The sequence below is a fragment of the Xanthomonas sp. genome (assembly GCF_017163755.1).
Classification (GTDB): domain Bacteria; phylum Pseudomonadota; class Gammaproteobacteria; order Xanthomonadales; family Xanthomonadaceae; genus Xanthomonas_A.
The window spans coordinates 114,459-137,127 of sequence record NZ_JAFIWC010000015.1; the positions used below are offsets into that span (position 1 = coordinate 114,459).

Genomic DNA, 22,669 nt, shown 5'->3' on the forward strand with positions numbered 1-22,669 from the left:
CCGCGCCCCGGCGCACGCTCATCGATCCGGCAACAGCGCCGGCACCTCGGCGGCGATCTCCCGCGCCAGCGGCCCCAGCGGCCCCTGCCGCCGCGCCAGCGCGGCGCCGGCCTGGGCATGCAGGTACACCCCCCACACCGCCGCCTGCGCGGCGTCGGCGCCGCGCGCGACCAGGCCGGCGACGATCCCGGACAGCACGTCGCCCGAACCGGAGGTGCCCAGGCTCACGCTGCCGCCGTCGTGCACCCACATCCGGCCGTCGGGCGCGGCGATCACGGTCGTGGCCGACTTCAGCACCAGCACCGCGCCGCTGCGCTGCGCGAACGCCGCGGCCGCCGCCTGCGGGTCGGCGCCGATCGTTTCCACGTCCGCTCCGCTCAGCGCCGCCATCTCGCCATGGTGCGGCGTGAGCACCACCCGCGACGGGTCGGGAAGCCCGCGCACGTCGAGCAACGCGCCGGCATCCAGCACCACGCCGCAGCCGGTGGCCCGCAGCAGCCTGGACACGGCGCCGCGCAACGCCGGGCGGCGGCGCATGCCCGGGCCGAACACCACCGCATCGGCGCGCGCGGCATCCTTCAGCAGATCGGCGCGTAGGCCGCGCAGTTCGCCGTCGGCCCCGGTGGCCACGCCGACCACCCGCGCCTCCGGGCACGCCACCGCCATCGCCACCGCGGCCTCCTGCGCGGTGGCGATCTGCAGCTTGCCGGCGCCGGCGCGCAGCGCCGCGACCGCAGCGAGCATCGCCGCGCCGGGGATCTCGCGGCTGCCGCCGATCACCAGCACGCGGCCGCGGTGCTCCTTGCTGGTGGCGCCGGCCGCGTCCGGCAACGGCCAGTGCCGCAACAGCGCCGCGGTCACCGGCCTGGCCCTGGCGCTCATCGCGGCCCGCCGGGCCGGTCGGCCGCCGAGGTCACCGGCACCTCGAACGGCACGCTATTGGCGTGGACCAGGCCGAAGCACTGCGCGTCGCCGTGCGCGCCGAAGCCGTACTCGGTGACGCTGCAATTGGGCACGTCGCCCTGCCGGTCGATGTCCAGGATCGCCTTCTCGTCCAGCCCCTCCAGCAGGTAGCGGAAACAGTTGACGATGACCTGGTGGGCGACGATCACCACGCGCTCGCCGACATGGTCGCGGCGCAGCACCTCCACCACGCTGCGCAGGCGCAGGATCACGTCGCACCAGCTCTCTCCGCCGGGCGGGCGGAAATAGAACTTGCCCACCGAGGCGCGCTGCTCGGCCAGCTCCGGGAACTTGCTGAGGATGCCGTGCCGGGTGTAGCGGTCGAGGATGCCGAACTCCTTCTCGCGCAGGCGCTCGTCCATCTCGATCGCCTCCCGCTCCAGGCCGAGCGCGGCACCGACCGCCGCGCAGGTCTGGTAGGCGCGCACGAACGGCGAGCTCAGCAAGGCGGTCGGGCGCGCCTGCGCGGGCAGCGCGGCGAACCACTCCCCGAGCTTGCGCGATTGCTCCAGGCCCAACTCGGACAGCGGCGTATCCGCATCGCGCGTGGAGATGTCGATCAGCTCCAGCCCCGACGCCTCGGCGGCGTCGCGGGCGACGTTGCCCGCGCTCTGGCCGTGGCGCACCAGCCACAGCCGTTGCGGCCAGTCGGAATGATGGAATCGTGGCACCTGCGTTCTCCCGTTGTGGTGGGCCGAGACTCCGATGCCGCGCGTGAAGGGCCGGTCGCCGGCCGTGGCGGTCTGCGCCGTCGCGTGCGCTGCGGCCAATGTGACCGCTTAAGCCGCGGCACTCGCGCGCCGTTCACCGGATGCTGAAACCGCGCTAACGCGCCGGCCCCTAGGCTGGCGCTCCAGAACCGAACCAATGGAATCCATGCCAATGACCCGAAGCAACGTCGAGCGATTGCTGAAATGGCTGCAGGACGCCTACGCGATGGAACAGGAAGCCGACACCATGCTGACGGCGACCGCCAAGCGCATCGAGCACTATCCCGAGCTCAAGGCGCGCATCGAGCTGCACATCACCGAGACCCAGCAGCAGTCCGAGCAGGTCAGGCGCTGCATCGAACTGCTCGGCGGCTCCATCCCCACCCTCAAGAGCGCCGTCGCCAGCGTGATGGCCGGCGTGCATGCGGCCGGCAACTCGCTGATGAGCGACGAAGTGGCCAAGAGCGTGGGCATCAGTTACGCCTTCGAGCACATGGAGATCGCCAGCTACCGCGCGATCGTGGTCGCCGCCCGGGAAGCCGAGCAGATGGAGATCGCCGACATCTGCGCGGGCATCCTCGAGCAGGAGATCGCCATGGCCGAATGGCTCATCGAGCACCAGGAAGCGGTGATCCTCGCCTTCCTGCAACGCGAGCAGACCGAAGGCCAGACCGCCAAGACCTGATCTGCCGCCCCTACCCAACCCCCATCCACCACCCGACCTACTGGAGCAACGACATGGCCGTGAAGACCATCGAAGACCTTTTCATCCACGAACTGTCCGACATCGCCAACGCCGAGAAGCAGCTGACCAAGGCGCTGCCGCGCCTGGCGCGTGCGGCGACCAATCCCGCGCTGCGCGCCGCCTTCGAAAGCCACCTGGAGGAGACCCGCGGCCAGATCGAGCGCATCGACCAGATCGTCGAGTCGCTCGACATCCGCCTCAAGCGCATCAAGTGCGCGGCGATGGAAGGCCTGGTCGAGGAAGGCAAGGAAGTGATCGAGACGGTGGAAGCCGGCCCGGTGCGCGATGCGGCGCTGATCGGCGGCGCGCAGAAGGTCGAGCACTACGAGATCGCCTCCTACGGCACCCTGGCCGCGATCGCCAAGCAGCTGGGCTACAAGGATGCCCTGCGCCTGCTGCTGGAGACGCTGGAAGAAGAGAAGTCCACCGACGAGAAGCTGACCCTGCTCGCCGAGCAGGGCGGCAACCAGGAAGCGGCGCAGAAGAGCAAGGCCGCCTGACCCCGCGCCCGGCGCCGCCTTCGCGGCGGCGTCGGCACCGTGCAGTGCACACGCCGCCACGGGCCTGCCCGTGGCGGCGTCGTGTCGTGTGCAGGCATCGCGGCGCGATTCCGTTCGCCGCAGCCGCCGCTTTCACCTTCGCTTCGCCGGCGTGCGCACAAGGTGGCGACGGCCCGAGGAATTCGCGGACGGATGAGACGCTTCGTACAAGCCTTCGCCATCGAGGAGGACCTGCCCGCGCAGCTCGATCCGGCGCTGCGCGCGGCGATGGCCGCGCACGAGGACCACTACAACCTCGGCAAGGGCGACACCGCGACGGTGATCGTGTGCCGCGACGGCGCGGCGCAGGTCGAGCGCCTGCAATGGGGCATCGTGCCGCGCTGGTCCAAGACCGCCGACACGCCCTACACCACGGTCACCGCGCGGCTGGAGCGCGCGGCCAGCAGCCGCATCTTCGCCAAGCCGTGGAAGGACCAGCATTGCATCGTGCCGCTGTCGGGCTACTACAAGTGGGACCGCAGCCGCAGGCCCGCGCAGCCGTACTACATCCACCACGCGCAGGGCCAGGCGCTGCTCGCGGCCGGCCTGTGGGAGCATTGGGAGCGCGACGGCCAGGCCCTGACCACCTTCAGCTTCCTCACCCACGCCAACGCCGCGATCCCCGCGCCGCTGACCCCGGACGGGCCGATCTTCCTCGGCGCCGATCGCGCGCTGTCCTGGTTGCGCGGACCGCGGCTGTTTCCCGCCGCATTCCTGAAGACCGCGCCGCAGCCGGCGCTGCTGGCCTATCCGGTGTCGCCGGCGTACCGGCAGCGCGACCGCAACGACTACACCTTGCTGGAACCGGTGGACGCGGGCGACGCCGCAGAATTTCCCGCCGACGAAGCGGACGAGGACGACGACTGAGCCGGACGCTGGCGCCGGCGCCGGCCCGATGGCGCCGACAGGCAGCGGCGCCGTGCGCGATCTACCAGCTGAAGCCGGCGACGAACATCTTCTGGTCCTGCACCCCGCCGCCGCAATTGGCGGCGACGTTGACCGCGCCCGCCTCCATCGCCCCGCCGGTCTCGCGCACCGCCTGCGATTCGTTGATGCACGCCGGGCCCATGGTGCCGGCCATGCGCGGATCCGGATTCGGCCGCACGTGTTCGACCAGCACGATGCGGCTGCGGCCGAACGCCTCCACCCGCGCCCCGCCCTTGCCGTCGCGGCTGAACCCGCACGGCGCCGGGATCGCCAGCGGCAACACCAGCGTGTCGCCACGCAGCAGCGCGCAGCGTCCATCGCGCTCGCCCAGCTGCAGCGCCTGGCCGGCGAACTGCACCTGGGTCGACAGCGGCGCGGCCGGCGGCAACGGTTCGGCGCGCGCGGCGGCGGGCGACAGGACAATGGATGCGGCAACCACCGCGGCGCTCAGTCTGGCCATCATGCCTTCCTTGAAAGATCGGGCGCATAGTCTGACAGATGCGATGGCAGGCGCCCCCAATGCGAAGGGAGCGATCCGCAACCGCCCCCTCGACAGCGCGTGCGAGCCGCGCACGGCGCCACTGCGATCGGCCTGGCTGTGCTGGCCCGCCGCGCGCAGCCGGCCGGCAGGCTGGTGCGCAATCCCGCAGCGCCATGGTACGACGGACCGCTGGCGCCTGGAGGCGAACGGCCGCCGCATGCACCGCCACGCATCGTCCGCAAACGACGACGCCGATGCGTTGCCGCACCGGCGTCGTCGGGCCTTCGCTAGCGGCCGGTTACGCGGCTCAGAACTCCTCCCACTCCGCGCTCTCCGCCAGCGCATGGCCGGCCTTGGCGTTCGCGGCCGGGCGCGGCGCGGGCCGCGGCGCCTTTTTCGCCGCCGCGGCGGCGGCCGGACGCACCGGCGCCTTCGCCGCCACCGGCCTGGGCGCTGCCGGCGCGGCGGACTGCGCGCCGCCGGCCAGGCGGAACACCGCCACCGCCCGGGTCAGGTCCGAGGCCTGGTCTTCCAGGCTCTTCGCCGCCGCGGTGGCTTCCTCCACCAGCGCCGCGTTCTGCTGCGTGGTCTCGTCCAGCTGCATCACCGTCTTGCTGACCTGCTCGATGCCCGAGCTCTGCTCGGCGCTGGCCGCGGAGATCTCGGCCATGATGTCGGTGACCCGCTTCACCGAGCTCACCACCTCGGCCATGGTGCTGCCGGCGCGCGCGACCAGCGCCGACCCCTGCTCGACTTCCTGCACCGAGTCGGAGATCAGGGTCTTGATCTCCTTCGCCGCGGCCGCCGAGCGCTGCGCCAGCGAGCGCACTTCCGAGGCGACGACCGCGAAGCCGCGGCCCTGTTCGCCGGCGCGCGCCGCTTCCACCGCCGCGTTGAGCGCCAGGATGTTGGTCTGGAAGGCGATGCCGTCGATCACGCCGATGATGTCGGCGATGCGCGCCGAGGCGGCGCTTATCGAGGCCATCGTGGTGACCACGTCGGCCACCACGCTGCCGCCGGTCTCGGCCACCTCGCCGGCGCCGAGCACCAGCTGGTTGGCCTGGCGCGCGCTGTCGGCGTTCTGCTTGACCGTGGAGGTCAGCTCCTCCATCGAGGCCGCGGTTTCCTCCAGGCTCGCCGCCTGCTGCTCGGTGCGCACCGACAGGTCGCTGTTGCCGGTGGCGATCTCGCTGGCGGCGGTGTTGATCGACTCGGCCGAGCGCTGGATGCCCTGCACGATGTCGGTCAGCTGCGCGGCGGTGCGGTTGGCCGCATCGGCCAGCTGGCCGAACGCGCCTTCGTAGCGCGCGTCCACGCGCTGCGACAGGTCGCCATCGGCGATCGCGCCCATGATCCGGCCCACGTCGGCCAGGCCGCTGTCGGCCTGGCGCATCAGCCGGTTCAGCGCCTGCACCATCTCGCCGAAGGCGTGCTCGTAGCGCGCTTCGTCGCCGCGCGCGGAGAAGTCGCCGCGCGCGGCCGCATCGGCCAGCCGCGCGATGTCGCCGTTGATCGCCGACAGGTTGGCCTTCACCGCATCCAGCGCCTCGTGCAGCGCGGCGCGCTGGCCGGGCAGGCGGCGCATGTCGCGGCGCAGGTCGCCGCGGCCGTACTCGCCCATGATCGCCATCGCCTCGACGATCGCGTCCAGGTGCTCGAACAGCGCGGTGTTCATGCCGTGCGCCAGGGTGCCGTAGTCGCCCGGGAAGTCCTCCGGCATGCGGTGGGTGATGTCCTCGCCCTGCTGCAGGCGCACCAGGGTCTGCATCTCGCCGTTGAAGCGCTGCAGCTGGTTCTGCATCTGCTGCATGCTCGCCATCAGCTGGCCGGTCTCGTCGCGCGACTCCACCGCGATCTTGTTGTCGAAGCGGCCCGAGGCGATGGCCTCGGCGGTGCGCGTGGCCGCACGCAGCGGCGTGCCGATCGCCGCGGCGATCAGCCAGCACAGGCCGACCACCAGCGCGACCACGCCGGCGCCGATCGCGGTCAGTACCTTGGTGAAGCCCAGCGCTTCGGCCTGGATGTCCTCGGCGTACACGCCCATCACCAGCACCCAGTTCCAGCCCGGGAAGACCTGCGCGTAGCTGATCTTCGGCAGCTGGTCGTCCTTGCCCGGCTTGGGCGCGCTGTAGTAGCTGAAGCCGTCGCCGCGGGTCACCGCGGTGCGGATGTCGCGATAGACGTACTCGCCGGCATCGCTCTTGTAGTCGCTCATGTCGGTGCCGACCTTGCGCTTGGGATGCATGACGATGCGCATCTGCGGGTCGGTGATGAAGAAGTAGTCCACGCCGCCGTTGCTCTTCATGTCCGCCAGCGTCGCCCTGGCCGCCTCCTTGGCCTGCGCCTCGGTGAGCTCGCCGCGCTTGGCCTTGTCGGCGTAGTGCTGCATCACGCTGATGCCCATGTCCACCTGGCCCTTCACGCTCTGCTTGCGCGCGTCGACCAGATCCAGGTATTGCAGGCGCGCCGCGGAAACCGAAAGCAGGACCACGCCAACGGTGATGATCGCGCAGAGCAGCACGAATTTACGGGTCAATGGCAGGTTGGCCACGCGGCGGCGCAGAAAGACGACGGGGTTCATAGCTATCCAGAAAGGCAGGTCAGGGGATATGCGCTGGTATCGGCCGCCGGGGCGGAAAACTTGACCGCCGGGGCGCGCGCTGGACGCGTGGCGCGGCCTTCCGACGGCGAAACCGTGGCGAGTGCCGCAAATCCATCCGGCCCGATCAGGCCGTGGTTTCAGGCTCGCAGCCGCGATCTCGGCCGAACCGATGCGATCCATAACCGTTCAGGCGGACCTCTTTCACCGCGGCATGCAACGCGCGCCGCGGCCCGCGGCTCGGGGCTCGCGCATGGACGGATGGATCACCTGGGACCTGGCGCAGATGCTGGCCCGCCTCGCCGCGTCCCCTATCGGCACCTCAGGCCTGCAGCCGCTCCGCTTCGCGGTGCCACACCAGCCGATGGAAGTCGAAGCTGGACTGCAGCCGCGGCTTGACCACGTTGAAGAACGGCGACACGTCGAAATCGCGCGGCAGGTACAGGCTGTGGTGCCGGTGGTGCAGGACCTCGGCACTATCGTCGGCATCGGGCGCCGGCGCAGGGGCGATGTCCGGCAGGATCGGATACCGGATCGAGCCGAAGGCCTGCGCCAGCAGCGTCGAGCAGATCGCCTTGGTCGGCTCGCCGCTGCCCAGTTCCAGGAAGCGCCGCTTCACCGACGAGGGCAGCGGCGGGGTGCGGATCAGGTAGCGCGCCAGGTCGAAGATGTTCTTCAGGTCGTAGCTGTTGCCCACGCGCGAGACCATGTAGTGGACCAGCGCCTCGATCTCGTCGCCGCCCAGCCCCACCGGCCGGCAGATGCGGGTGTGCAGCCCGGCGAACTCGCTCAGCCCGATCAGCCGCACGCCCACGTTGATGTCCACGTCGCAGAACAGCAGCGCTTCCTGCCCTGGCGCGGGCGGGCCCAGGTGGTCGCCGATGTACAGCGCCGCATGCGACCAGGTGGATTGGCTCAGGTACTTGATCGCGGTGGAGAAGCGGCTGTTGCCTTCCACCAGCAGCACGTCGCCCTTGCGCAGCGTCGCCGCCAGCAGCTGCGGCGGGCTCGTCGGCAACTCCGAATTGCGCCGCCGCGGCTTGGACAGGAACCGGGCGAGCGTGCGGCCGAGCAGGCGTGGCAGGGACAGCATGGGTCAGCACCTAACCGATGGGCGTCGCGACGAAGGCTCTTCGCTTATCCACGTTGGCGGCCGCGCGGGCGGGTTCTTGAGACCACGGCGGCATGCCGGCGCGGGCCGCCATCGCGATCCGGATGCCACGCTTGTACGCATCGCCCCGGGGCGAACGGCGGCTGCCGCGGCTACAGGACTTCAGCGGCCAAAGGCGCCAGCGAGGTGTCCATGCCTATCCCCGCAGTGCCGCGGCCGCCGCCTCGCGCAGCGCGCGGCCGAGATGGCCGAGCGTGTCCGAGCGCACCGCCGCGTGCTGCCAGTACAGCGGGACGTCCAGCCAGCGCTTCGGATCGAGCACCACGATCCGTCCGCTTTCCAGCGCCGGCGCGATCAGCGATTCCGGCGCCAGGCACCAGCCCAGGCCCAATGCGGCGGCCTCCACGAAGCCGATCGATGTCGGCAGGTAGTGCACCGGGGGCGACAGGCGCGCGCGCGTGATCCGGCGCATGAACCGCCATTGCAACGCGTCCTTGCGGTTGAACACGATCAACGGCGCCGCGGCCATCGCGTCGGCGCGGAGCTGCGTCGGAAAATACCGCCTGGCGAACTGCGGCGAGGCGATGGCGAAGTAGCGCATGGCGCCCAGCGCCTGCACGTTGCATCCCTGCACCGGTTTGGCCTGGCCGGTGACCGCGCCCAGTACCGAGCCGTTGCGCAGCATCTCCAGCGTGTGGTCCTGGTCGTCCACCCGCACGTCGAAGATGTAGCCGTGGCGCCGATGCAGCTCGGCCAGCCCGCCCAGGAACCAGGTCTGCAGCGAATCGTCGTTCACGGCGAGGGGGATCACGCGCGGCGCGGACGCGCGCAGCGGCGCGAAGTCGGCCAGGGCCTCGGCCTGCAGCGCCTGCATCGGCCTGACCCGCCGCAGCAGCCGTTCGCCCGCGGGCGTGGGCCGGCACGGTAGCTGCCGCACCACCAGCACCTGGCCCAGGCGGTCCTCGAGCGCCTTGATCCGCTGCGACACGGCGGACGGCGTCACCGACAGGCGTTGCGCCGCGGCGTCGAAGCTGCCTTCCTCGAGCACCGCGGCGAAGGCGGCCAGTTGCGGGTGGATCAGATCCATGGCGGGTGCTCGTTGGATTAGATTTCCTTAATAAGGTACAGAAAAATTAACTTTTCTTGGGCCCGTCCCGGCGCCAGGCTTGCCGGACCGTCTCCAGGAACACCGCCATGTCCTTCGCCGCCGCCTTCGCCGGATTCCTTGCCAGCGCCGGCCTGATCGTCGCCATCGGCTCGCAGAACGCCTTCGTCCTCAGGCAGGGCCTGTTGCGCCGCCATGTCGGGCTGGTCGTGGCCACCTGCGCGTTCGGCGACATCGCCCTCATCGTGTGCGGCGTGGCGGGCATCGGCGCAGTGGTGCACGAATGGCCCGCGCTGCTGCAGGCGCTGCGCTTCGGCGGCGCCGCGTTCCTCGCCGTCTACGGCCTGCTGGCCGCACGCCGCGCCTGGCGCGGCACAGCCGCGCTTGCGCCGGGCACCGAGCAAGCCACGAGCTGGCCGCGCGTGCTGCTGGCCTGCCTGGCCTTCACCTTCCTCAATCCGCATGTGTACCTGGACACCATGATCCTGCTGGGCAGCCTCTCCACCCGCTATGCCGGCGCCGCGCGCTGGGCCTTCGCGACCGGCGCGTGCCTGGCCAGCGTGGCCTGGTTCGCGCTGCTCGGCTACGGCTCGCGCCTGCTGCTGCCGGTGTTCCGCAGTCCCCGCGCCTGGCGCGCGCTCGATGCGCTGATGGCGGTGTTCATGCTGTCGTTGTGCCTGTTGCTGCTGAGGCCGCCCGGATGAGCGACATGCCAATCGCAACCGCGCATGCAGCCCGGCCCGCCGCTACACGGCCAATGGCCGCGGGCGCTAGCCGGGGAAATAGCCGAGCAGGCCGAACCACAGGTACTGCAGCGGCACCAGCGCGATCAGGGTGACCGCGGCCACCGCCAGGCACAGTTTCAGCCCGTCGCGGAACGGGACCCGGCCCATCGTCATGGCGACCACGATCGGCGAGGCCTGGAACGGCAGCAGCGGCGTGGAGTAGCCGATCACCTGCACCATCAGCACGGTCAGCAACGGCAATCCGGAAACCTGCGCCAACTCGCCGGCCAGCGGCGTGTACAGCGCGGGCACGCCATTGGCGGTGACCAGCAGGTTCAAGCCGCCGGCCACGCCTACCAGCGACGCGAAGCTGCGCCAGGTGCTATCCGGCCCCAGCGGCAGCACCGAGATCAACAGCTTTCCCAACAGGCTGCCCAGTCCCGAATACGCCACGAATGCGGCGAGCCCGAGAATGCCGGCCACGTACAGGCAGGTCTGGAAGTTGACGCCCTGCGCGAACTCCTCGCTGCCGAGAAAGCCCACGCGCGGAAGCAGGCAGACGCATGCCGCCGCCAGGCCGACCCAGGCCGGCGAGACGCCATGCAGCGCGTCGGTCATCCATAGCAGCAGGGTCAGCGCCAGCAGGATCGCCAGGCGACGCTCCTGGGCGCTCACGGGCGGGCGCGGTTCGCGCCGCGGCACGGGCACCGGCGTGGCGCGGAACAGCCAGTACACCGCCGCGACCAGCACCAGGCCCTTGAGCAGGCCGACGACCGGTGCCTGCAGCAGCAGGTAGGGCAGGTAGCGCAGGTGCAGACCGTATGCGCTCTCGGCGGCGCCGGCCATGACCAGGTTGGGCACGTTCGCCGGCAGGATGCTGCCGGAAAGCTGGTAGGTGCCGAAGCCCACCGCCAGCGCCAGGCCGACCTGGCCTTTGCTGCCCGAGGGCAATCCCGCCCGCTCGGCGATCGCCATCACCACCGGCATCAGCAAGGCGATGCGCCCCATGTTGGACGGCATCACGAAGGCGAGGCCGTAGGTCATCAGCACCACGCCGGACACCATCGTGAACCACGAGCCGGACAGATGCGGCTCCAGCGCGCCGGCGATGCGGTCGGCCAGCCCCACCTTGCGGATCGCCGCTCCGAGCACGAAGCCGCTGAGCACCAGCCAGAAGGCGGCCGACGAGAAGCCGGAGAAGATCACCGCCGCCGGCACGGCGCTGGCGATGGTCGCGGCGGCGAAGAACAGCAGCGCGGTGAGGTACTCGGGCAGCTTCGCGGTGGCCCACAGCGCGATGGTCGCCAGCACGATGACCAGCGCCACGAGCGTGGGTGCGTCCATGGCCATGGTCAGGACGTCCTGCCGTCGCTGCCGGTTCGCCGGCGCAGTGGAGCCCGGGCGCACCCGAACACGCCACGTGGACCCAGCCGACTCCGTCCTGGCTCATGGCCGCGGTGCGCATGTTCAGGCAACCCGATCATCGAGCATCCAATTCGACGGCGTTCCGAGCCCGCCATAGTACCGCGCAGCTTCGCAAGCCAAGCGCACGCCAGGGCCGGCGCGCGGGGCATGCATCTGCCTGCGATCGGTGCGGCGCCAGCGACATGCCCATCACGCCGCGCCTGTACCGTATCGGCTTCCTGTCGATACGGTGAGCCATATGTCATTGACCACTGAACAACTCCGGATCCTGCGCGACATCCACGCCACCCGGCCGGTCAACGAAGAGGAAACCCATTGGGCGGTGCGCGAGGGCTACGCGGCGCAGGCCGAGGACGGCGACATCGCCCTGACCCAGGAAGGCAGGCAGTTGCTCGACACCAGCCCGAGATGAAGACAGGCCACGTGCCGACCGCGCCTGCGCTGTTCGCGTCGGCCGCGGCGGCCGGCCTGGGCCGGAAGGAAACTGTTGGTACGGGTCGGTCCATTGCCGTTCGGCAAGCGCCCGGCGGGATGTGCCGCGCTATCTGTCGCGCAGCGACGCGTCGCTGCCCGATTTCGTCGCGGCGCGGTCGTGCACCGGGCGGTTGCGGTTCTTCTTCGCGCGGGTGATCAGGTAGACCGCCGACGCGACGATCAGGATGAACAGCCCGACGACCCAGGGCATCAGCGTGGTGTCCATACGAACTCCGTCTTGTGGGGATCGCTAACACACCACATCGGAAGTGAAGGACTCGCCTAGTCCTGCGCCTGCCACGTACCGACGATGCGATGGATGGCAGCGTGTTCTGGCGCAGGCCGCATCGCGGCATGCGCACGCGGCAAGGACAGGCCGCGCGGCCGCAGCCGACGCCGGCATCGACCCGTTCAGATGGCCCGCAGGTCGTCGACCACCTGGCTCCTGATCGAACGCACGGCCGGAACCAGGCCGCCGACGCATCCGATCGCCAGCGCCGCGCCCAGGCCCTTCAACAGCACCGGCGGCGCCATCGCCATCTCGAACACGAGCTGGCGCAGATCGCCACCGACCGCCGTGCTCACCGTGTTGCCGTTGACGATCGCCCACGCCGCCAGCGCGCCCAGCGACCCGCCGGCCAGCGACAGCAGCATCGCCTCGGCGACGATCGAGCCGACGACGACCAGCGCGGGAAAACCGAGGGCGCGCAGCGTGGCGATCTCCCGGCGGCGATCGTCGACGCTGGAATACATCGCGTTGATGGCGACGAAGACCGCGCCGAGCGCCATGATGCCGCCCATGACGTAGGCCATGAAATGCAGCAAGCCGTTGAGGCTCTGCGACTCGCGAAGCAGGTACTCCGGCTCGGTGAACACGTCCATCGCGACCGCCGGGCTGGCGGCCAGCACCCGCCTGAACGCGCCGAACGCGGCGGCGTTGGGCAGCACCACGGTGACGTTCTGGAACATCGGGCGCTGGCTGATGTTCATGACCACTTCCGCGTCGCTCATCAGTTCCGATTCGCGCACGCTGCGCCCGGCACTGAACACGCCCACGATCTTCCACCGGGTCCGATACGCCGCGATCTCGCCGCCGGGTTCGAGGCCCTCGAACTGCCGGGCCGCCTGCCGGCCCACCACCAGCTCCAGCTTTCCCGGCTCGAACATGCGCCCTTCGACGATCCTGATTTCCGGGCGCACCGCCAGGATCTGCGGGCCGACGCCGCGCAGCGTGCCGTTGACTTCCATCCCGCTGCGCCTCTCAATCAAGGTCAGCGGCGCCGCGGCCTCGGCGTTGATCAGCGGAACGCCATCGGCGCCCCTGCGCGCATCGGCCGCGTTGCGGATCAGGGTCAGGTCCTCGTGCGAAATGGCGCTGGCGATCTCCACGGTGGAGCCGGCCCGCAGCACCACGGCGCGGTCGGGATTGCCGGAGTCGCGCATCGCCGCGTCCAGGCCTGCGTTCATCGCCAGCACGACCGAGAACACCGCCACGACGCCGGCGACGCTGACGACCATGACCAGCGCGTTCACGCGTCGGCGCGACAAGCCCTGCAGATGCATCAAGGTCGCCGCCAGCATCAGCTTGAGAGAGTGCATGGCGCCTCCTAGCGTCCGGCCAAGGCTTCGACGATGCTCAGCCGCGCCGCGCGGATGGCCGGCACCAGCGCGCTTGCCAGCGCGATCGCCACCGCGATCGCCAGGCCGGCCAGGAACACCGACGGCTGCAGGCGCATGGCGCCGAACAGCTCGGCCACCGACGGAAACGCCAACGCCGCCAGGCCGAAGCCCGCCGCCGCGGCCAGCAGGCTCAGCAGCAGCGCCTCGCCGACGATCATCGCGGCGATGCGCGCGGGCGTGAAGCCCATCGCCATCAGCACGGCCAGCTCCGAAAAGCGTTGCCGCACCGACTGCATCATCGTGCTGGCGCTCACCACCAGCAAGGTGAACAGCACCGCGCCGGTGATGAAGTTGCCGATCACGCGCAGGTCGTTGATCTGCCGCCACTGCACCGCCGCGTAGGCGTTCTCGGTCCGCGTCCGGGTCTGGAACGGCGAGTTCTCCGCCATCGCGTCGATGAGCCCGGCGATCCTTCCGCTCTGGCTCTGGTCGCCGACGCGCGCAATGATCAGGTGCACCGCGCCGGCGCCGAAGGCGCGCGCTTCGTCGAAATAATCCAGATTGATGAAGAACAGGTCGTTGAGCGCCGGCGACGCCTCGGACGGCGCGTAGATGCCGACGATGTCGAAATACCACACGTCGCCGCCGTCCTTGCGCGGCCAGATCGCCGACTTCACGGGAATACGGTCGCCGATCTTCCACCCGAAGCGCTTCGCGAGATGGTCGCTGATGACCGCGCCGGACTTGATCCGCGACATCGCCTGCAGCTGAGCGGGCGGCAGGCGCAACTCCGGATACATGCGGAAGATGCGTTCCACGTCCGCCGCGACGATAGGCAGCTGGACGGTCGGCTGCTGGTAGTAGCCGACGAAGTACGCCCAGTACGCGACGTGGGAGACGCCGGGAATCTTCTCCACCTGCTGCGCGAACGGCACGATCAGCGGGTGGTACATGCTGATGCGGTTCATGACGTACAGGCGGTCCAGATGGAACCGCGAAGTGACCGTATCCAGTCCCTGGTTGATGCCGTTGAGCAGCCCGAACAGCAGGAACGCGATCGTCATCGACGCGAAGGTCAGCGCCGTGCGCACGGGCTTTCTCCACAGCCCCTTCCAGATCAATCGCAGGTAGCTCATGGCGCGCGCTCCGCTGCGGCTGGCGGCGAAGGCGGCGGCGCGGCGGCGCGCGCCTTTTCCAGGTGCAGCTGGCGCTTGGCCCGCGCCGCCGCCAGCGGATCGTGGGTCACCATGATGATGGTCTTGCCATGGTGCCGGTTCAGGGCGTCGAGCAGATCGAGCACGCCGTTGGCGCTGGCGCGATCCAGATCGCCGGTCGGCTCGTCGCACACCAGCAGGGGGACGTCCGAGACGATCGCGCGGGCGATGGCGACGCGTTGCTGCTGCCCGCCCGACAGCTGCGACGGCTTGTGCTCGATGCGATCGGCAAGACCCACCAGCTCAAGCGCCGTGCGCACCTGCTGCCTGCGCCGGGCACGGCTCAGATCCGTGAGCAGCAACGGCACCTCCACGTTCTCCGCCGCGGTCAGCGCCGGCAACAGGTGGTAGAGCTGGAACACGAAGCCCACGTGCCGCGCGCGCCAGCGCGCCAGCTGTGTCGCGCCCAGGGCGGTCAATCGCTCGTTGGCGACGACGACCTCGCCCGACGTCGGCTTGTCCAGCCCGGCGATCACGTTGAGCAGCGTGGACTTGCCGGAACCCGACGGCCCCATCAGCGCCAGGAATTCGCCTTGTGCGACCTCCAGGTCGACGCCGTGCAGGACCTCGACGATCTGCTGGCCGGTGCCATACGACTTCTTCAGTCCCCGCAGCGACACCAGGCTCATGCAGACCTCCCTGCGCAGTTGGCGAAACTCCAGACAGGGCGCAACGGCGCCTGCTCGAGCCGAATATTCCATTGATCCGTATCGATCTTATGCCAGGGTGCGGCGGCCAACAAGCCGCTGCGGAACGGGACGCGGTGCGCGTGCAGCCGCGGCAGCAGAGCGCCAGCGCATGCCACCAGCGCCGCGCAGCCGGTCGCCATCGACGTGGCGAGGGCGTGCGGCTCCTGTCGCGGTCGCTTCGCCCTGCGCGCTCGGTGCCTTGCCGTTCCGCCGCACACCGGGCGATAGATGCTCGCCCGGCAACCGCGGATGCGAGCGGCCATGCCCGGGACTGGCAAACCGTACGCATTTTGAAGACCATGGGCACGCTCCACAGAACGCTCCAAGCCGTCGGCTCCCGTACAACCTGCACGCGCTCCGGGGCTGCCGCGGCAGCCAGCCGCCCACGCCGCCCGAGTTGCCTATCCGCCCAGTTCAGGAGACACCAAGATGGTCAGCAAGAACACGATCTGCCTCTGGTTCAACGGCACCGCGCTGGACGCGGCGAACTTCTACGCCCGGACCTTCCCCGACAGCGAGGTGACGGCCGTCCATCGCGCGCCGGGCGACTATCCCGCCGGCAAGCAGGGCGATGTGCTGACGGTGGAGTTCACGGTGATGGGCATCCCCTGTCTCGGCCTGAACGGAGGCCCGGCGTTCGAGCACGACGAGGCGTTCTCGTTCCAGGTCGCCACCGACGACCAGGCCGAAACGGACCGCCTGTGGAACGCGATCGTCGGCAACGGCGGCCGCGAAAGTGCGTGCGGCTGGTGCAAGGACAAGTGGGGGCTGTCGTGGCAGATCACGCCGCGCGCCCTCTCCGCCGCGATCACCGATCCCGATCCGGCGGCGGCCAAGCGGGCGTTCGACGCGATGATGGGAATGGTCAAGATCGACATCGCCGCGATCGAGGCCGCCCGGCGCGGCTGAAGTGCCGAGCAGCGCCGAGCCGCGCCGGCCGCTTCGGGAGCGGCAGATACGCAGGGGCGGGGATTGGGGAGTGGGCAAGCCCCCGCTCGTCCTGTTGCCTTGGCGACACGTGAGCCAGTGATCGCCATGACTGTCCTTTCCAATCTCGACTCCCTAATCCCGGCCCATCGATTCGGTCTCCATCCGCAGAGTGCAGCGGCGATTTCTCGGCCAGGCGGTCGCGCTGCAGCGTCCATTCCCGCGGCGACCGTTGCCCGACCAGTGGGCGGCAGCGCTCGCGGCGGCCAGCGGCGCAGGCTGCATCACGCGGGACGACCCGCTCGCGGCGAGCGTCCGCGCAGCACGCAGTCGGCTGACCATAACCGCTGCCGATCCATCGCCGCCGATGGCCGAGCCCAAAACGACGTCACCCCGCCGGAGCGGGGTGACGCGGGTTGCGTCGATGCGGGCGGGGAATCAGAACTCCTGCCAGTCGCCACCGTTGGCCGCGACCGGCTCGCGCACGGGCGCGGGACGCACCTTGGCGAGCGGTGCGGTGCGTGCGCGCACCGGGGCCGGCGCCGGAACATAGGCGGCGCGTGGCGCGGCGACCGGCGCCAGCGACGCGACCGGCGCGGCCTGGCCATCGAGCTTGAACAGCGAAACCGCATCGGTGAGGTGACCGGCCTGCTCTTCCATCGAGCGCGCGGCGGCGGTGGCTTCCTCCACCAGCGCGGCGTTCTGCTGCGTCGCCTCGTCCATCTGGGTCACGGTCTGGTTGACCTGCTCGATGCCGGCGGACTGCTCCTGCGAGGCCGCGGAGATCTCGGACATGATGTCGGTGACGCGCTGCACCGAGGCGACGATCTCGCCCATGGTCTGGCCGGCCTGGTTGACCAGCTGCGAACCCACCGCGACCTTGCCGACCGACTCGTCGATCAGGCCCTTGATCTCCTTGGCCGCGCTGGCCGAACGCTGGGCCAGGGTGCGCACTTCCGAGGCGACCACGGCGAAGCCGCGGCCCTGCTCGCCGGCGCGCGCCGCTTCCACCGCGGCGTTGAGCGCCAGGATGTTGGTCTGGAACGCGATGCCGTCGATCACGGTGATGATGTCGGCGATGCGGCGCGAGGAGGCGTCGATCTCGTGCATGGTGGTGACCACGCGGCCGACCACCTCGCCGCCCTGCGAGGCGACGCCGGCGGCGCCGATCGCCAGCTGGTTGGCCTGGCGCGCGTGCTCGGCGTTCTGCTTGACCGTGGAGGTCAGCTCTTCCATCGACGCGGCGGTCTCTTCCAGGTTGGCCGCCTGCTGCTCGGTGCGGCGCGACAGGTCGTTGTTGCCCGAGGCGATCTCGCCGGCGGCGCTGCTGATGCTGGAAGAGGCCTGCTGGATGCGGCCGACGATCTGGGTCAGCTGCGCGACGGTGCTGTTGGCGTCGTCGCGCATGCTGGCGAACACGCCATGGAACTCGCCGTGCATGCGCGCGGTCAGGTCGCCGCCGGCGATCGCCTGCAGCAGCTGCGAGACCTGGGTCAGGTTGCCGTCGGCGACCTCCATCATGGTGTTGAGGTGTTCGATCATCACCCGGAAGTCGTGGTCGAAGCGCTGCGCGTCGCCGCGCTGGCTGAAGTCGCCCACCGCCGCGGCCTGCGCCAGCGACTGGATCTGGGTGTTGATCGCCAGCAGGCTGGCCTTGGCCGCGTCCATCGACTCGTGCAGGATCGCGCGGCTGCCGGGCAGGCGGCGGGCGTTCTGCGACAGGTCGCCGGCGGCGTACTGGTTGAGCACGGCGATGGCGTCCTTGATCGAGTCCAGATGCTCGAAGATCACCGTGTTGATGCCGACCGCGAGCTGGCCGTACACGCCCGGGAAATCCTCCGGAATGCGGTGGCCGATGTCCGGGCCGGCGTGCATCTCGGCCATGCGCTGGGTCTCGCCGGAGAAGCGGCGCAGCATCAGGGTCATGTCGCGGGTGGCGGTCAGCATCTTGCCGGCTTCGTCGGCGCTGGCGGCCTGGATGTTCACCGACAGGTCGCCGCGGGCCACCGACTGGATCGCATGCACGGCCTTGGCCAGCGGGCCGGTGACCGCGCGCGAGATCACCACGGCCAGCGCGGCGGCGATCAGCGACAGCAGCACCATGCAGGCGACGATGGCGATCACGCTGGCGCGGTGCGTGGCGTTGGCCTTGACGATCTTCGCCTGCATCTGGCCGGTGCTGTAGGTGCCCAGCGCCTTGAGGTCCTCGAACAGCTTGCGCCGCGCCGGGCGCGACTTCTCGTCGGAGATCTGCTGCGCCAGCACGCCGTCGCCGGCGGCGACCGCCGCGCGCATGTCGCGGTTGGCGCCGAAGTACGCGTCCGTGTCGGCGGCGACCTTGCGGTACAGCGCGCGCTCGCGCTCGTCGGCGGGAAGCGCGGCATAGGCCGCCAGTTCGTCGCGCACGATCTTGGAAGTGTTGTCCATGCGCGCGTTGTAGTCGGCGACCTTCTCCGGCTTGTCGAGCATGGTCAGCTGCGACAGCTCGAAGGTGCGGAACTCGCCGAGCTGCGCGCGCACTTCGCCCAGGTGCTGGACCGACGGAATCTCGTTGCCGGCCATCGCGACCAGTTCGTCGTGGGCGCCGCCCAGGCGGGACAAGGCGAAGGACCCCAGCATGACCGTCATCAGCGTGGTAAGGGTGAACCCCACCGCCAGCTTGCGGGCGATAGGCAGATCGTGGAACCACTTCATCGTTGCAACTCCAGGCAGGGACGCCCGGGCCGTAGCGGGGGCAGAGGTGGCGGCAGGTCGAATCGCGCTGCGGCAGCGCGATCAGGGCTCGTGTCTACGGGGATAGCGGTTGCCGGCGCGGAAACTTGAGCGCGCGGCCAGGCATTTTTCGCGGAACCAGTCCCAGTTCGGGCGAGCCTGCCCGTTTCCTACCATTTCCTGCCGTGCCGACGCCCGCTGCGCAGCGGCCGGCGCACGCCCTGCCCACTCGGCACGCAGCGCTGGCCTGCCAGCGCGTGCACCCGTCCGACTCCGCCCTGCGACGCGGCGTCGGTCGCGTCTGCGATGCGTCGTCCATCCCTGCGCCTGGGGCGATACCGCCCGGGCAGGCGCCTGGTTGGCGCGGGCGGCTGCGCCTATCCCGGCTGCCGATCGCCGCAGCCATCCATGGCGCGGCGTTGGATACAGCGGCGTCGCATGCGCCGCCCCGAAAAGCGCGCCCACACAGCCGCGGTCTTCGCTTCCGCCCATCGCTGCCCGACTGGACCTGGGCTTGACGATGCCCGCCTGACGGCTCAACCCGCCATCAGGTCGGTGAAGCGCGCCAGCGAGGCCAGGTGGAAATGCACCAGCGACAGCCATCCGTTGCGGTGCCACTGGACGATGACCTCCTCCGACAGCGTGGCGAACTTGTCCGTGTCCACCACATGGAAGCCGTCGATGCTGGCCTTGCGGCCGTCGGGGAAGGTGATGTTGGCGGTGCGCTCCAGCAGCAGGCCCTGTGCGGCCAGTTGCGCGGTGAACTGCCGGGTCGCCCGGTCTTCGCGGGTGAAGGATTCGCAGAACTGCAGCGCCTGCCGGGTCAGCTCGCTGGGCTGCCCGCCTTCGAACAAGGCGTGCCCCTCCTCGCCGGACGTCACCACCATGTCGGCCTCGGCATCGATCGCCAGCGCATAGCCTTCCGGCTCGCCCATCTGCACGAACACGAACGGATAGCGGCGCACGTAGGCGGGAACGTAGGCGCCGGCCGCCCAGGCGTCCCCGTCGACGAAGCGGTTGTGGTCGGCCTGCAGCCCCAGCAGCGCCATCGGCATGTGCTCGCGGCCGGCGAAGACCAGCGGGTAGGAGCGCGACGCCGCGGCGAACTCGCCGGCCACCACCGGGACCGAATGGCTGCGCGCGGCGAAGCCCACGCCGGCCGGGCGCACGCGCCAATGCGCGTGTTCGTGCGAGGAAAGCAGCACCGGCCGGCGGTAGAACATCGGCCATGGCGGGGCCGCCGGCTGCGGCGGCGTGGCGGCGGGCGGCGGCGCGCTGGCGGCGTGGTCCGTCGGCGGCGTGGGTGCGTCGTCCATTGTTTCGGAAGTCATGTCGTGTCCCGTCTAGTTCGATGTCGTGGGTGCAACAAGGGGTATTGGCATCGCCGCGCGTATCGGCGTGCGGCGCTCGGGCCGCCGGATGCGTCAGAAGCCGGCGTTCACTTCCAGCTGGAACAGGTCGATCGACAACGGCGCGCCGGTCACTTCCTTGGCCGCCATCCAGCGCCCGCTCAACCAGACGTTCTTGTCGAACATGTAGGAGGCGCCGAGGTAGTAGCCCTTGGCATTGGTCCCGCCCAGATGGAAGTTGGAGTCGTTGAAGCCGTCGGGCAGCGCATCGGCCTCGATCCGCTTGTAGCCCAGCCAGGCGTTCCAGTCCCCGGATTGGGTGAGCGCCAGGTTGCCGAACGTGGCCTGCGCCAGATAGGCGGTATCGCCGCTGCGGATGTCCTGCGGGCCGGCGACGGCACCGGCCGCTGCGCCCAGGTTGGTGACGATGCCGCCGTTGGCGCGCTTCCACATCTGCGCCGGGTCGTAGGCCAGGTTCTGCAGCCAGTTCGCTTCCAGGCGCACGCCGTAGCCGGCGAACGCCGGCGCTTCCCATTTCAGGTTGACATCCAGCAGTTCGAACTCCGACGCCAGGCCCACGTACTGCGGCAGCGGCGTGTTGGCCGGGTCCAGCGGATCCAGCGCGATGTCGCGCAGCAGCATCAGCGTATTGCCCTTCTGCATGAACGCCGGGCGCGACCAGTCGGTGCTGCAGTGGTCGGCGCCGGCATACAGCGCGCAGGGCTGCGACAGCTCGCCGGCGACGTTGCGGAAGTCGTAGTAGGCCACCGCCGCGCGCAGCTTCTGCTCGTTGCCGAACGCCCAGTCCGCGCCCACCTGCAGGCCGTTGAGCCACTTGTTCTCGCTCTGCATCTTGTTCTGGCTGGTGCTGGGGAAACCGTCGGACGAATACTCCAGCGGGGTCATGCCCAGCGTGGCGAACAGCGACAGGCCGTCGGGCCCCACTTCGTCGGCGTACTTGAACGCGATGCCGTCGAAGTTCAGGTCGTTGGAGAACAGGGTATCGGTGGACCAGTAGGGATTGCCGAAGCGGCCGCCGACGATCTCCATCCAGTCGACCGGCGACCAGGACAGCCAGGCTTGATCCAGCCATGCATCCTTCTTGGCCAGGCCGCCACCCAGGGTCTGGGTGGTGGACACCGGGCCGTCGTCGCTGCCCGACGCCAGGCGCACGCCGGCGCGGGTGTGTTCGCCCAGGTCGGCGACCACCCCGATGCGCGCGCGGATGCGCCAGGAATTGTTGCGGTCCTCGCGGGTATTGCGCAGCGGCGGCAGGTTGAGATTGGTGTTCTCGTTGATGTCGTAGCCGGACCCTGCGTTGATGCGGCTCCAGTCGACCTCGATGTCGCTGTTGCGGTCGGAGTACAGGCGCGATTCGTTGCGCACGCGCACGTCGCCCTGCACGCGCAGGCGCTGCGTCCACTCCGGCACCTGCTCCGGCGCCGCCCAGCGCTCGGCCTTGGCCTGTGCCATGACCTGCGCCTTGACCTCGTCGCGGATGCCGTCGCGCACGGTGTCCGGGATGTACGGCACCCGCACGTCGCCCGGCTGCGCGGCGATCGCCGACGCCGCTGCGGCCGGCGCGGCCTCGCGTTGCGCTTCCTGCAGCAACGCCTGCCCCACTTCCGGCTTCAGTGCGCCGCTGTCGATCAGGCCGCGGATCAGCTTGATCATCGTGCTTTCGCTGCGCGCGCCCTGCGCCTGCGCGCCGGCGGCGAACAGGGCCAGGCCGATGCCGGCGGCGACGGCGGTGGTTCGCAGTCCGCGCAAGGTGGATCGTATGGTCGAACGGGTCATCTGCTTGCTCACAAGGTTTGGAAGTCTTCGAAAGGAATGGTCGAACGCGCGCTCATCCGGCAGGACGCCGTCCCTGCACCAGCACGCGCGCGGGGAATTTCAACGAGGCCGGCGGAATCTCGTCCACGCGCCCGAGCGCGCGGATGACGGCGAGCACCGCGTCGTCGGCCTCCTGGTTGCCGCTGCCGCGCAACAGCTCCACGCGGGTCAGCTGGCCCGAGCCGTCCAGCCACACGTGCACGGTCAGCTGGAAGGCCAGCTTGCGGATGCGTTCGTCGCGCGACACCGCCTGCTGCAGCACGTAGCCCAGGTAGCGGCCGTAGGACGCGTTGCCGCCGCCCCCACCCGCGCCCGCGCCGGTCGTGCCGCCGCCGCTGCCGGACTGGATGCCGAAGTTGTCGGTGCCGGCCTGTGCGTCGGCATCCATGGTCACCGGGTCCGCCGTGTCGGGCGTGGGCGCTTCCTCGGCCGGCTTGGGCGCTTCGTCCAGCGGCTCGGGCTCGGGCATCGTCTCTTCCGGTTCCTGCTCCGGCTCCGGTTCGGGCTCCGGTTCCGGC

Annotated in this window: 21 protein-coding genes; 6 read left to right on the forward strand and 15 right to left on the reverse strand. The window is 70.1% G+C overall.

What is annotated here, in order from left to right; translation table 11 throughout:
* Positions 1-18: 18 nt before the first annotated feature.
* On the reverse strand, positions 19-882 hold the full coding sequence (locus tag JR065_RS11785; protein WP_206234388.1) for an NAD(P)H-hydrate dehydratase: 864 nt from the start codon (positions 880-882) through the stop codon (positions 19-21).
* Positions 879-1,634: a histidine phosphatase family protein gene (locus tag JR065_RS11790; protein WP_343237265.1), complete on the reverse strand. Its 756-nt coding sequence runs from the start codon at positions 1,632-1,634 to the stop codon at positions 879-881. Before JR065_RS11790 ends, JR065_RS11785 begins: the two co-directional genes overlap by 4 nt.
* A gap of 211 nt (positions 1,635-1,845) precedes the next feature.
* Here JR065_RS11790 and JR065_RS11795 point away from each other — a divergent pair, with 211 nt between their 5' ends.
* The 3 genes from JR065_RS11795 (at position 1,846) to JR065_RS11805 (ending at position 3,824) form a co-directional block, all read left to right on the forward strand.
* A complete protein-coding gene (locus tag JR065_RS11795) occupies positions 1,846-2,358 on the forward strand; it encodes a ferritin-like domain-containing protein (protein ID WP_206234389.1) in 513 nt (170 codons plus the stop codon).
* A gap of 53 nt (positions 2,359-2,411) precedes the next feature.
* A complete protein-coding gene (locus JR065_RS11800; protein WP_206234390.1) occupies positions 2,412-2,918 on the forward strand; it encodes a ferritin-like domain-containing protein in 507 nt (168 codons plus the stop codon).
* 192 nt (positions 2,919-3,110) lie between these two features.
* Positions 3,111-3,824, forward strand: coding sequence for an SOS response-associated peptidase (locus JR065_RS11805; protein ID WP_206234391.1), 714 nt, complete (start codon positions 3,111-3,113; stop codon positions 3,822-3,824).
* Positions 3,825-3,885: 61 nt separating this feature from the next.
* Here the strand turns inward: JR065_RS11805 and JR065_RS11810 are convergent, their stop codons facing one another.
* The 4 genes from JR065_RS11810 to JR065_RS11825 form a co-directional block, all read right to left on the reverse strand.
* The gene (locus JR065_RS11810) at positions 3,886-4,344 is read right to left on the reverse strand and encodes a hypothetical protein (protein WP_206234393.1); all 459 of its coding nucleotides are present in this window, start codon (positions 4,342-4,344) and stop codon (positions 3,886-3,888) included.
* A gap of 328 nt (positions 4,345-4,672) precedes the next feature.
* Positions 4,673-6,928, reverse strand: a complete 2,256-nt coding sequence (locus tag JR065_RS11815) for a methyl-accepting chemotaxis protein (RefSeq protein WP_206234415.1) — start codon at positions 6,926-6,928, stop codon at positions 4,673-4,675.
* A gap of 358 nt (positions 6,929-7,286) precedes the next feature.
* Positions 7,287-8,057 (reverse strand): lipo-like protein, encoded by a 771-nt coding sequence (locus tag JR065_RS11820; RefSeq protein ID WP_206234394.1) that lies wholly within the window; start codon positions 8,055-8,057, stop codon positions 7,287-7,289.
* Between the two features lie 214 nt (positions 8,058-8,271).
* Positions 8,272-9,162 (reverse strand): LysR family transcriptional regulator ArgP, encoded by an 891-nt coding sequence (locus JR065_RS11825; RefSeq protein WP_206234395.1) that lies wholly within the window; start codon positions 9,160-9,162, stop codon positions 8,272-8,274.
* A 107-nt stretch (positions 9,163-9,269) separates the two neighbouring features.
* On the opposite strand from JR065_RS11825, the gene JR065_RS11830 reads away from it, so the two are divergent.
* Complete coding sequence (locus JR065_RS11830; RefSeq protein ID WP_206234397.1) at positions 9,270-9,884, forward strand: LysE/ArgO family amino acid transporter; 615 nt, start codon at positions 9,270-9,272, stop codon at positions 9,882-9,884.
* Between the two features lie 66 nt (positions 9,885-9,950).
* Here JR065_RS11830 and JR065_RS11835 read toward each other — a convergent pair whose 3' ends face one another.
* Entirely contained in the window at positions 9,951-11,255 is a 1,305-nt protein-coding gene (locus JR065_RS11835) for an SLC13 family permease (protein WP_206234398.1), read from the reverse strand.
* Between the two features lie 313 nt (positions 11,256-11,568).
* On the opposite strand from JR065_RS11835, the gene JR065_RS11840 reads away from it, so the two are divergent.
* Positions 11,569-11,742, forward strand: coding sequence for a hypothetical protein (locus JR065_RS11840; protein ID WP_206234399.1), 174 nt, complete (start codon positions 11,569-11,571; stop codon positions 11,740-11,742).
* Between the two features lie 129 nt (positions 11,743-11,871).
* On the opposite strand, the gene JR065_RS11845 is transcribed toward JR065_RS11840, so the two are convergent.
* From JR065_RS11845 to JR065_RS11860, 4 genes are all read right to left on the reverse strand, one after another.
* Positions 11,872-12,030: a hypothetical protein gene (locus tag JR065_RS11845; protein WP_206234400.1), complete on the reverse strand. Its 159-nt coding sequence runs from the start codon at positions 12,028-12,030 to the stop codon at positions 11,872-11,874.
* 185 nt (positions 12,031-12,215) lie between these two features.
* Positions 12,216-13,403, reverse strand: a complete 1,188-nt coding sequence (locus tag JR065_RS11850) for an ABC transporter permease (RefSeq protein ID WP_206234402.1) — start codon at positions 13,401-13,403, stop codon at positions 12,216-12,218.
* A gap of 8 nt (positions 13,404-13,411) precedes the next feature.
* Positions 13,412-14,560 carry an ABC transporter permease gene (locus JR065_RS11855; protein WP_206234403.1) on the reverse strand — a complete coding sequence of 383 codons (1,149 nt, stop codon included), beginning with the start codon at positions 14,558-14,560 and terminating at the stop codon, positions 13,412-13,414.
* Positions 14,557-15,267, reverse strand: coding sequence for an ABC transporter ATP-binding protein (locus tag JR065_RS11860; protein WP_206234416.1), 711 nt, complete (start codon positions 15,265-15,267; stop codon positions 14,557-14,559). The genes JR065_RS11855 and JR065_RS11860 overlap by 4 nt, the downstream gene beginning before the upstream one ends.
* Before the next feature lie 489 nt (positions 15,268-15,756).
* On the opposite strand from JR065_RS11860, the gene JR065_RS11865 reads away from it, so the two are divergent.
* Positions 15,757-16,236, forward strand: coding sequence for a VOC family protein (locus JR065_RS11865; RefSeq protein WP_206234404.1), 480 nt, complete (start codon positions 15,757-15,759; stop codon positions 16,234-16,236).
* 456 nt (positions 16,237-16,692) lie between these two features.
* On the opposite strand, the gene JR065_RS11870 is transcribed toward JR065_RS11865, so the two are convergent.
* From JR065_RS11870 to JR065_RS11885, 4 genes are all read right to left on the reverse strand, one after another.
* On the reverse strand, positions 16,693-18,948 hold the full coding sequence (locus tag JR065_RS11870) for a methyl-accepting chemotaxis protein (protein ID WP_206234405.1): 2,256 nt from the start codon (positions 18,946-18,948) through the stop codon (positions 16,693-16,695).
* Between the two features lie 554 nt (positions 18,949-19,502).
* Positions 19,503-20,297, reverse strand: a complete 795-nt coding sequence (locus JR065_RS11875; protein WP_241093566.1) for a SapC family protein — start codon at positions 20,295-20,297, stop codon at positions 19,503-19,505.
* A gap of 93 nt (positions 20,298-20,390) precedes the next feature.
* The gene (locus JR065_RS11880; protein ID WP_241093567.1) at positions 20,391-22,085 is read right to left on the reverse strand and encodes a putative porin; all 1,695 of its coding nucleotides are present in this window, start codon (positions 22,083-22,085) and stop codon (positions 20,391-20,393) included.
* Between the two features lie 79 nt (positions 22,086-22,164).
* Positions 22,165-22,669: energy transducer TonB family protein (locus tag JR065_RS11885; RefSeq protein WP_206234407.1), on the reverse strand; the 505-nt coding region annotated here is incomplete at its 5' end.

Bases quoted from the DNA above. Each gene is read 5' to 3' on its own strand.
- JR065_RS11795 (WP_206234389.1), top strand. From the start codon at position 1,846: ATGACCCGAAGCAACGTCGAGCGATTGCTGAAATGGCTGCAGGACGCC.
- JR065_RS11840 (WP_206234399.1), top strand. From the start codon at position 11,569: ATGTCATTGACCACTGAACAACTCCGGATCCTGCGCGACATCCACGCC.
- JR065_RS11810 (WP_206234393.1), bottom strand. From the start codon at position 4,344: ATGGCCAGACTGAGCGCCGCGGTGGTTGCCGCATCCATTGTCCTGTCG.
- JR065_RS11850 (WP_206234402.1), bottom strand. From the start codon at position 13,403: ATGCACTCTCTCAAGCTGATGCTGGCGGCGACCTTGATGCATCTGCAG.
- JR065_RS11855 (WP_206234403.1), bottom strand. From the start codon at position 14,560: ATGAGCTACCTGCGATTGATCTGGAAGGGGCTGTGGAGAAAGCCCGTG.
- JR065_RS11870 (WP_206234405.1), bottom strand. From the start codon at position 18,948: ATGAAGTGGTTCCACGATCTGCCTATCGCCCGCAAGCTGGCGGTGGGG.
- JR065_RS11865 (WP_206234404.1), top strand. From the start codon at position 15,757: ATGGTCAGCAAGAACACGATCTGCCTCTGGTTCAACGGCACCGCGCTG.
- JR065_RS11825 (WP_206234395.1), bottom strand. From the start codon at position 9,162: ATGGATCTGATCCACCCGCAACTGGCCGCCTTCGCCGCGGTGCTCGAG.
- JR065_RS11845 (WP_206234400.1), bottom strand. From the start codon at position 12,030: ATGGACACCACGCTGATGCCCTGGGTCGTCGGGCTGTTCATCCTGATC.
- JR065_RS11875 (WP_241093566.1), bottom strand. From the start codon at position 20,297: ATGACTTCCGAAACAATGGACGACGCACCCACGCCGCCGACGGACCAC.
- JR065_RS11820 (WP_206234394.1), bottom strand. From the start codon at position 8,057: ATGCTGTCCCTGCCACGCCTGCTCGGCCGCACGCTCGCCCGGTTCCTG.
- JR065_RS11830 (WP_206234397.1), top strand. From the start codon at position 9,270: ATGTCCTTCGCCGCCGCCTTCGCCGGATTCCTTGCCAGCGCCGGCCTG.
- JR065_RS11805 (WP_206234391.1), top strand. From the start codon at position 3,111: ATGAGACGCTTCGTACAAGCCTTCGCCATCGAGGAGGACCTGCCCGCG.
- JR065_RS11800 (WP_206234390.1), top strand. From the start codon at position 2,412: ATGGCCGTGAAGACCATCGAAGACCTTTTCATCCACGAACTGTCCGAC.
- JR065_RS11860 (WP_206234416.1), bottom strand. From the start codon at position 15,267: ATGAGCCTGGTGTCGCTGCGGGGACTGAAGAAGTCGTATGGCACCGGC.
- JR065_RS11785 (WP_206234388.1), bottom strand. From the start codon at position 882: ATGAGCGCCAGGGCCAGGCCGGTGACCGCGGCGCTGTTGCGGCACTGG.
- JR065_RS11835 (WP_206234398.1), bottom strand. From the start codon at position 11,255: ATGGCCATGGACGCACCCACGCTCGTGGCGCTGGTCATCGTGCTGGCG.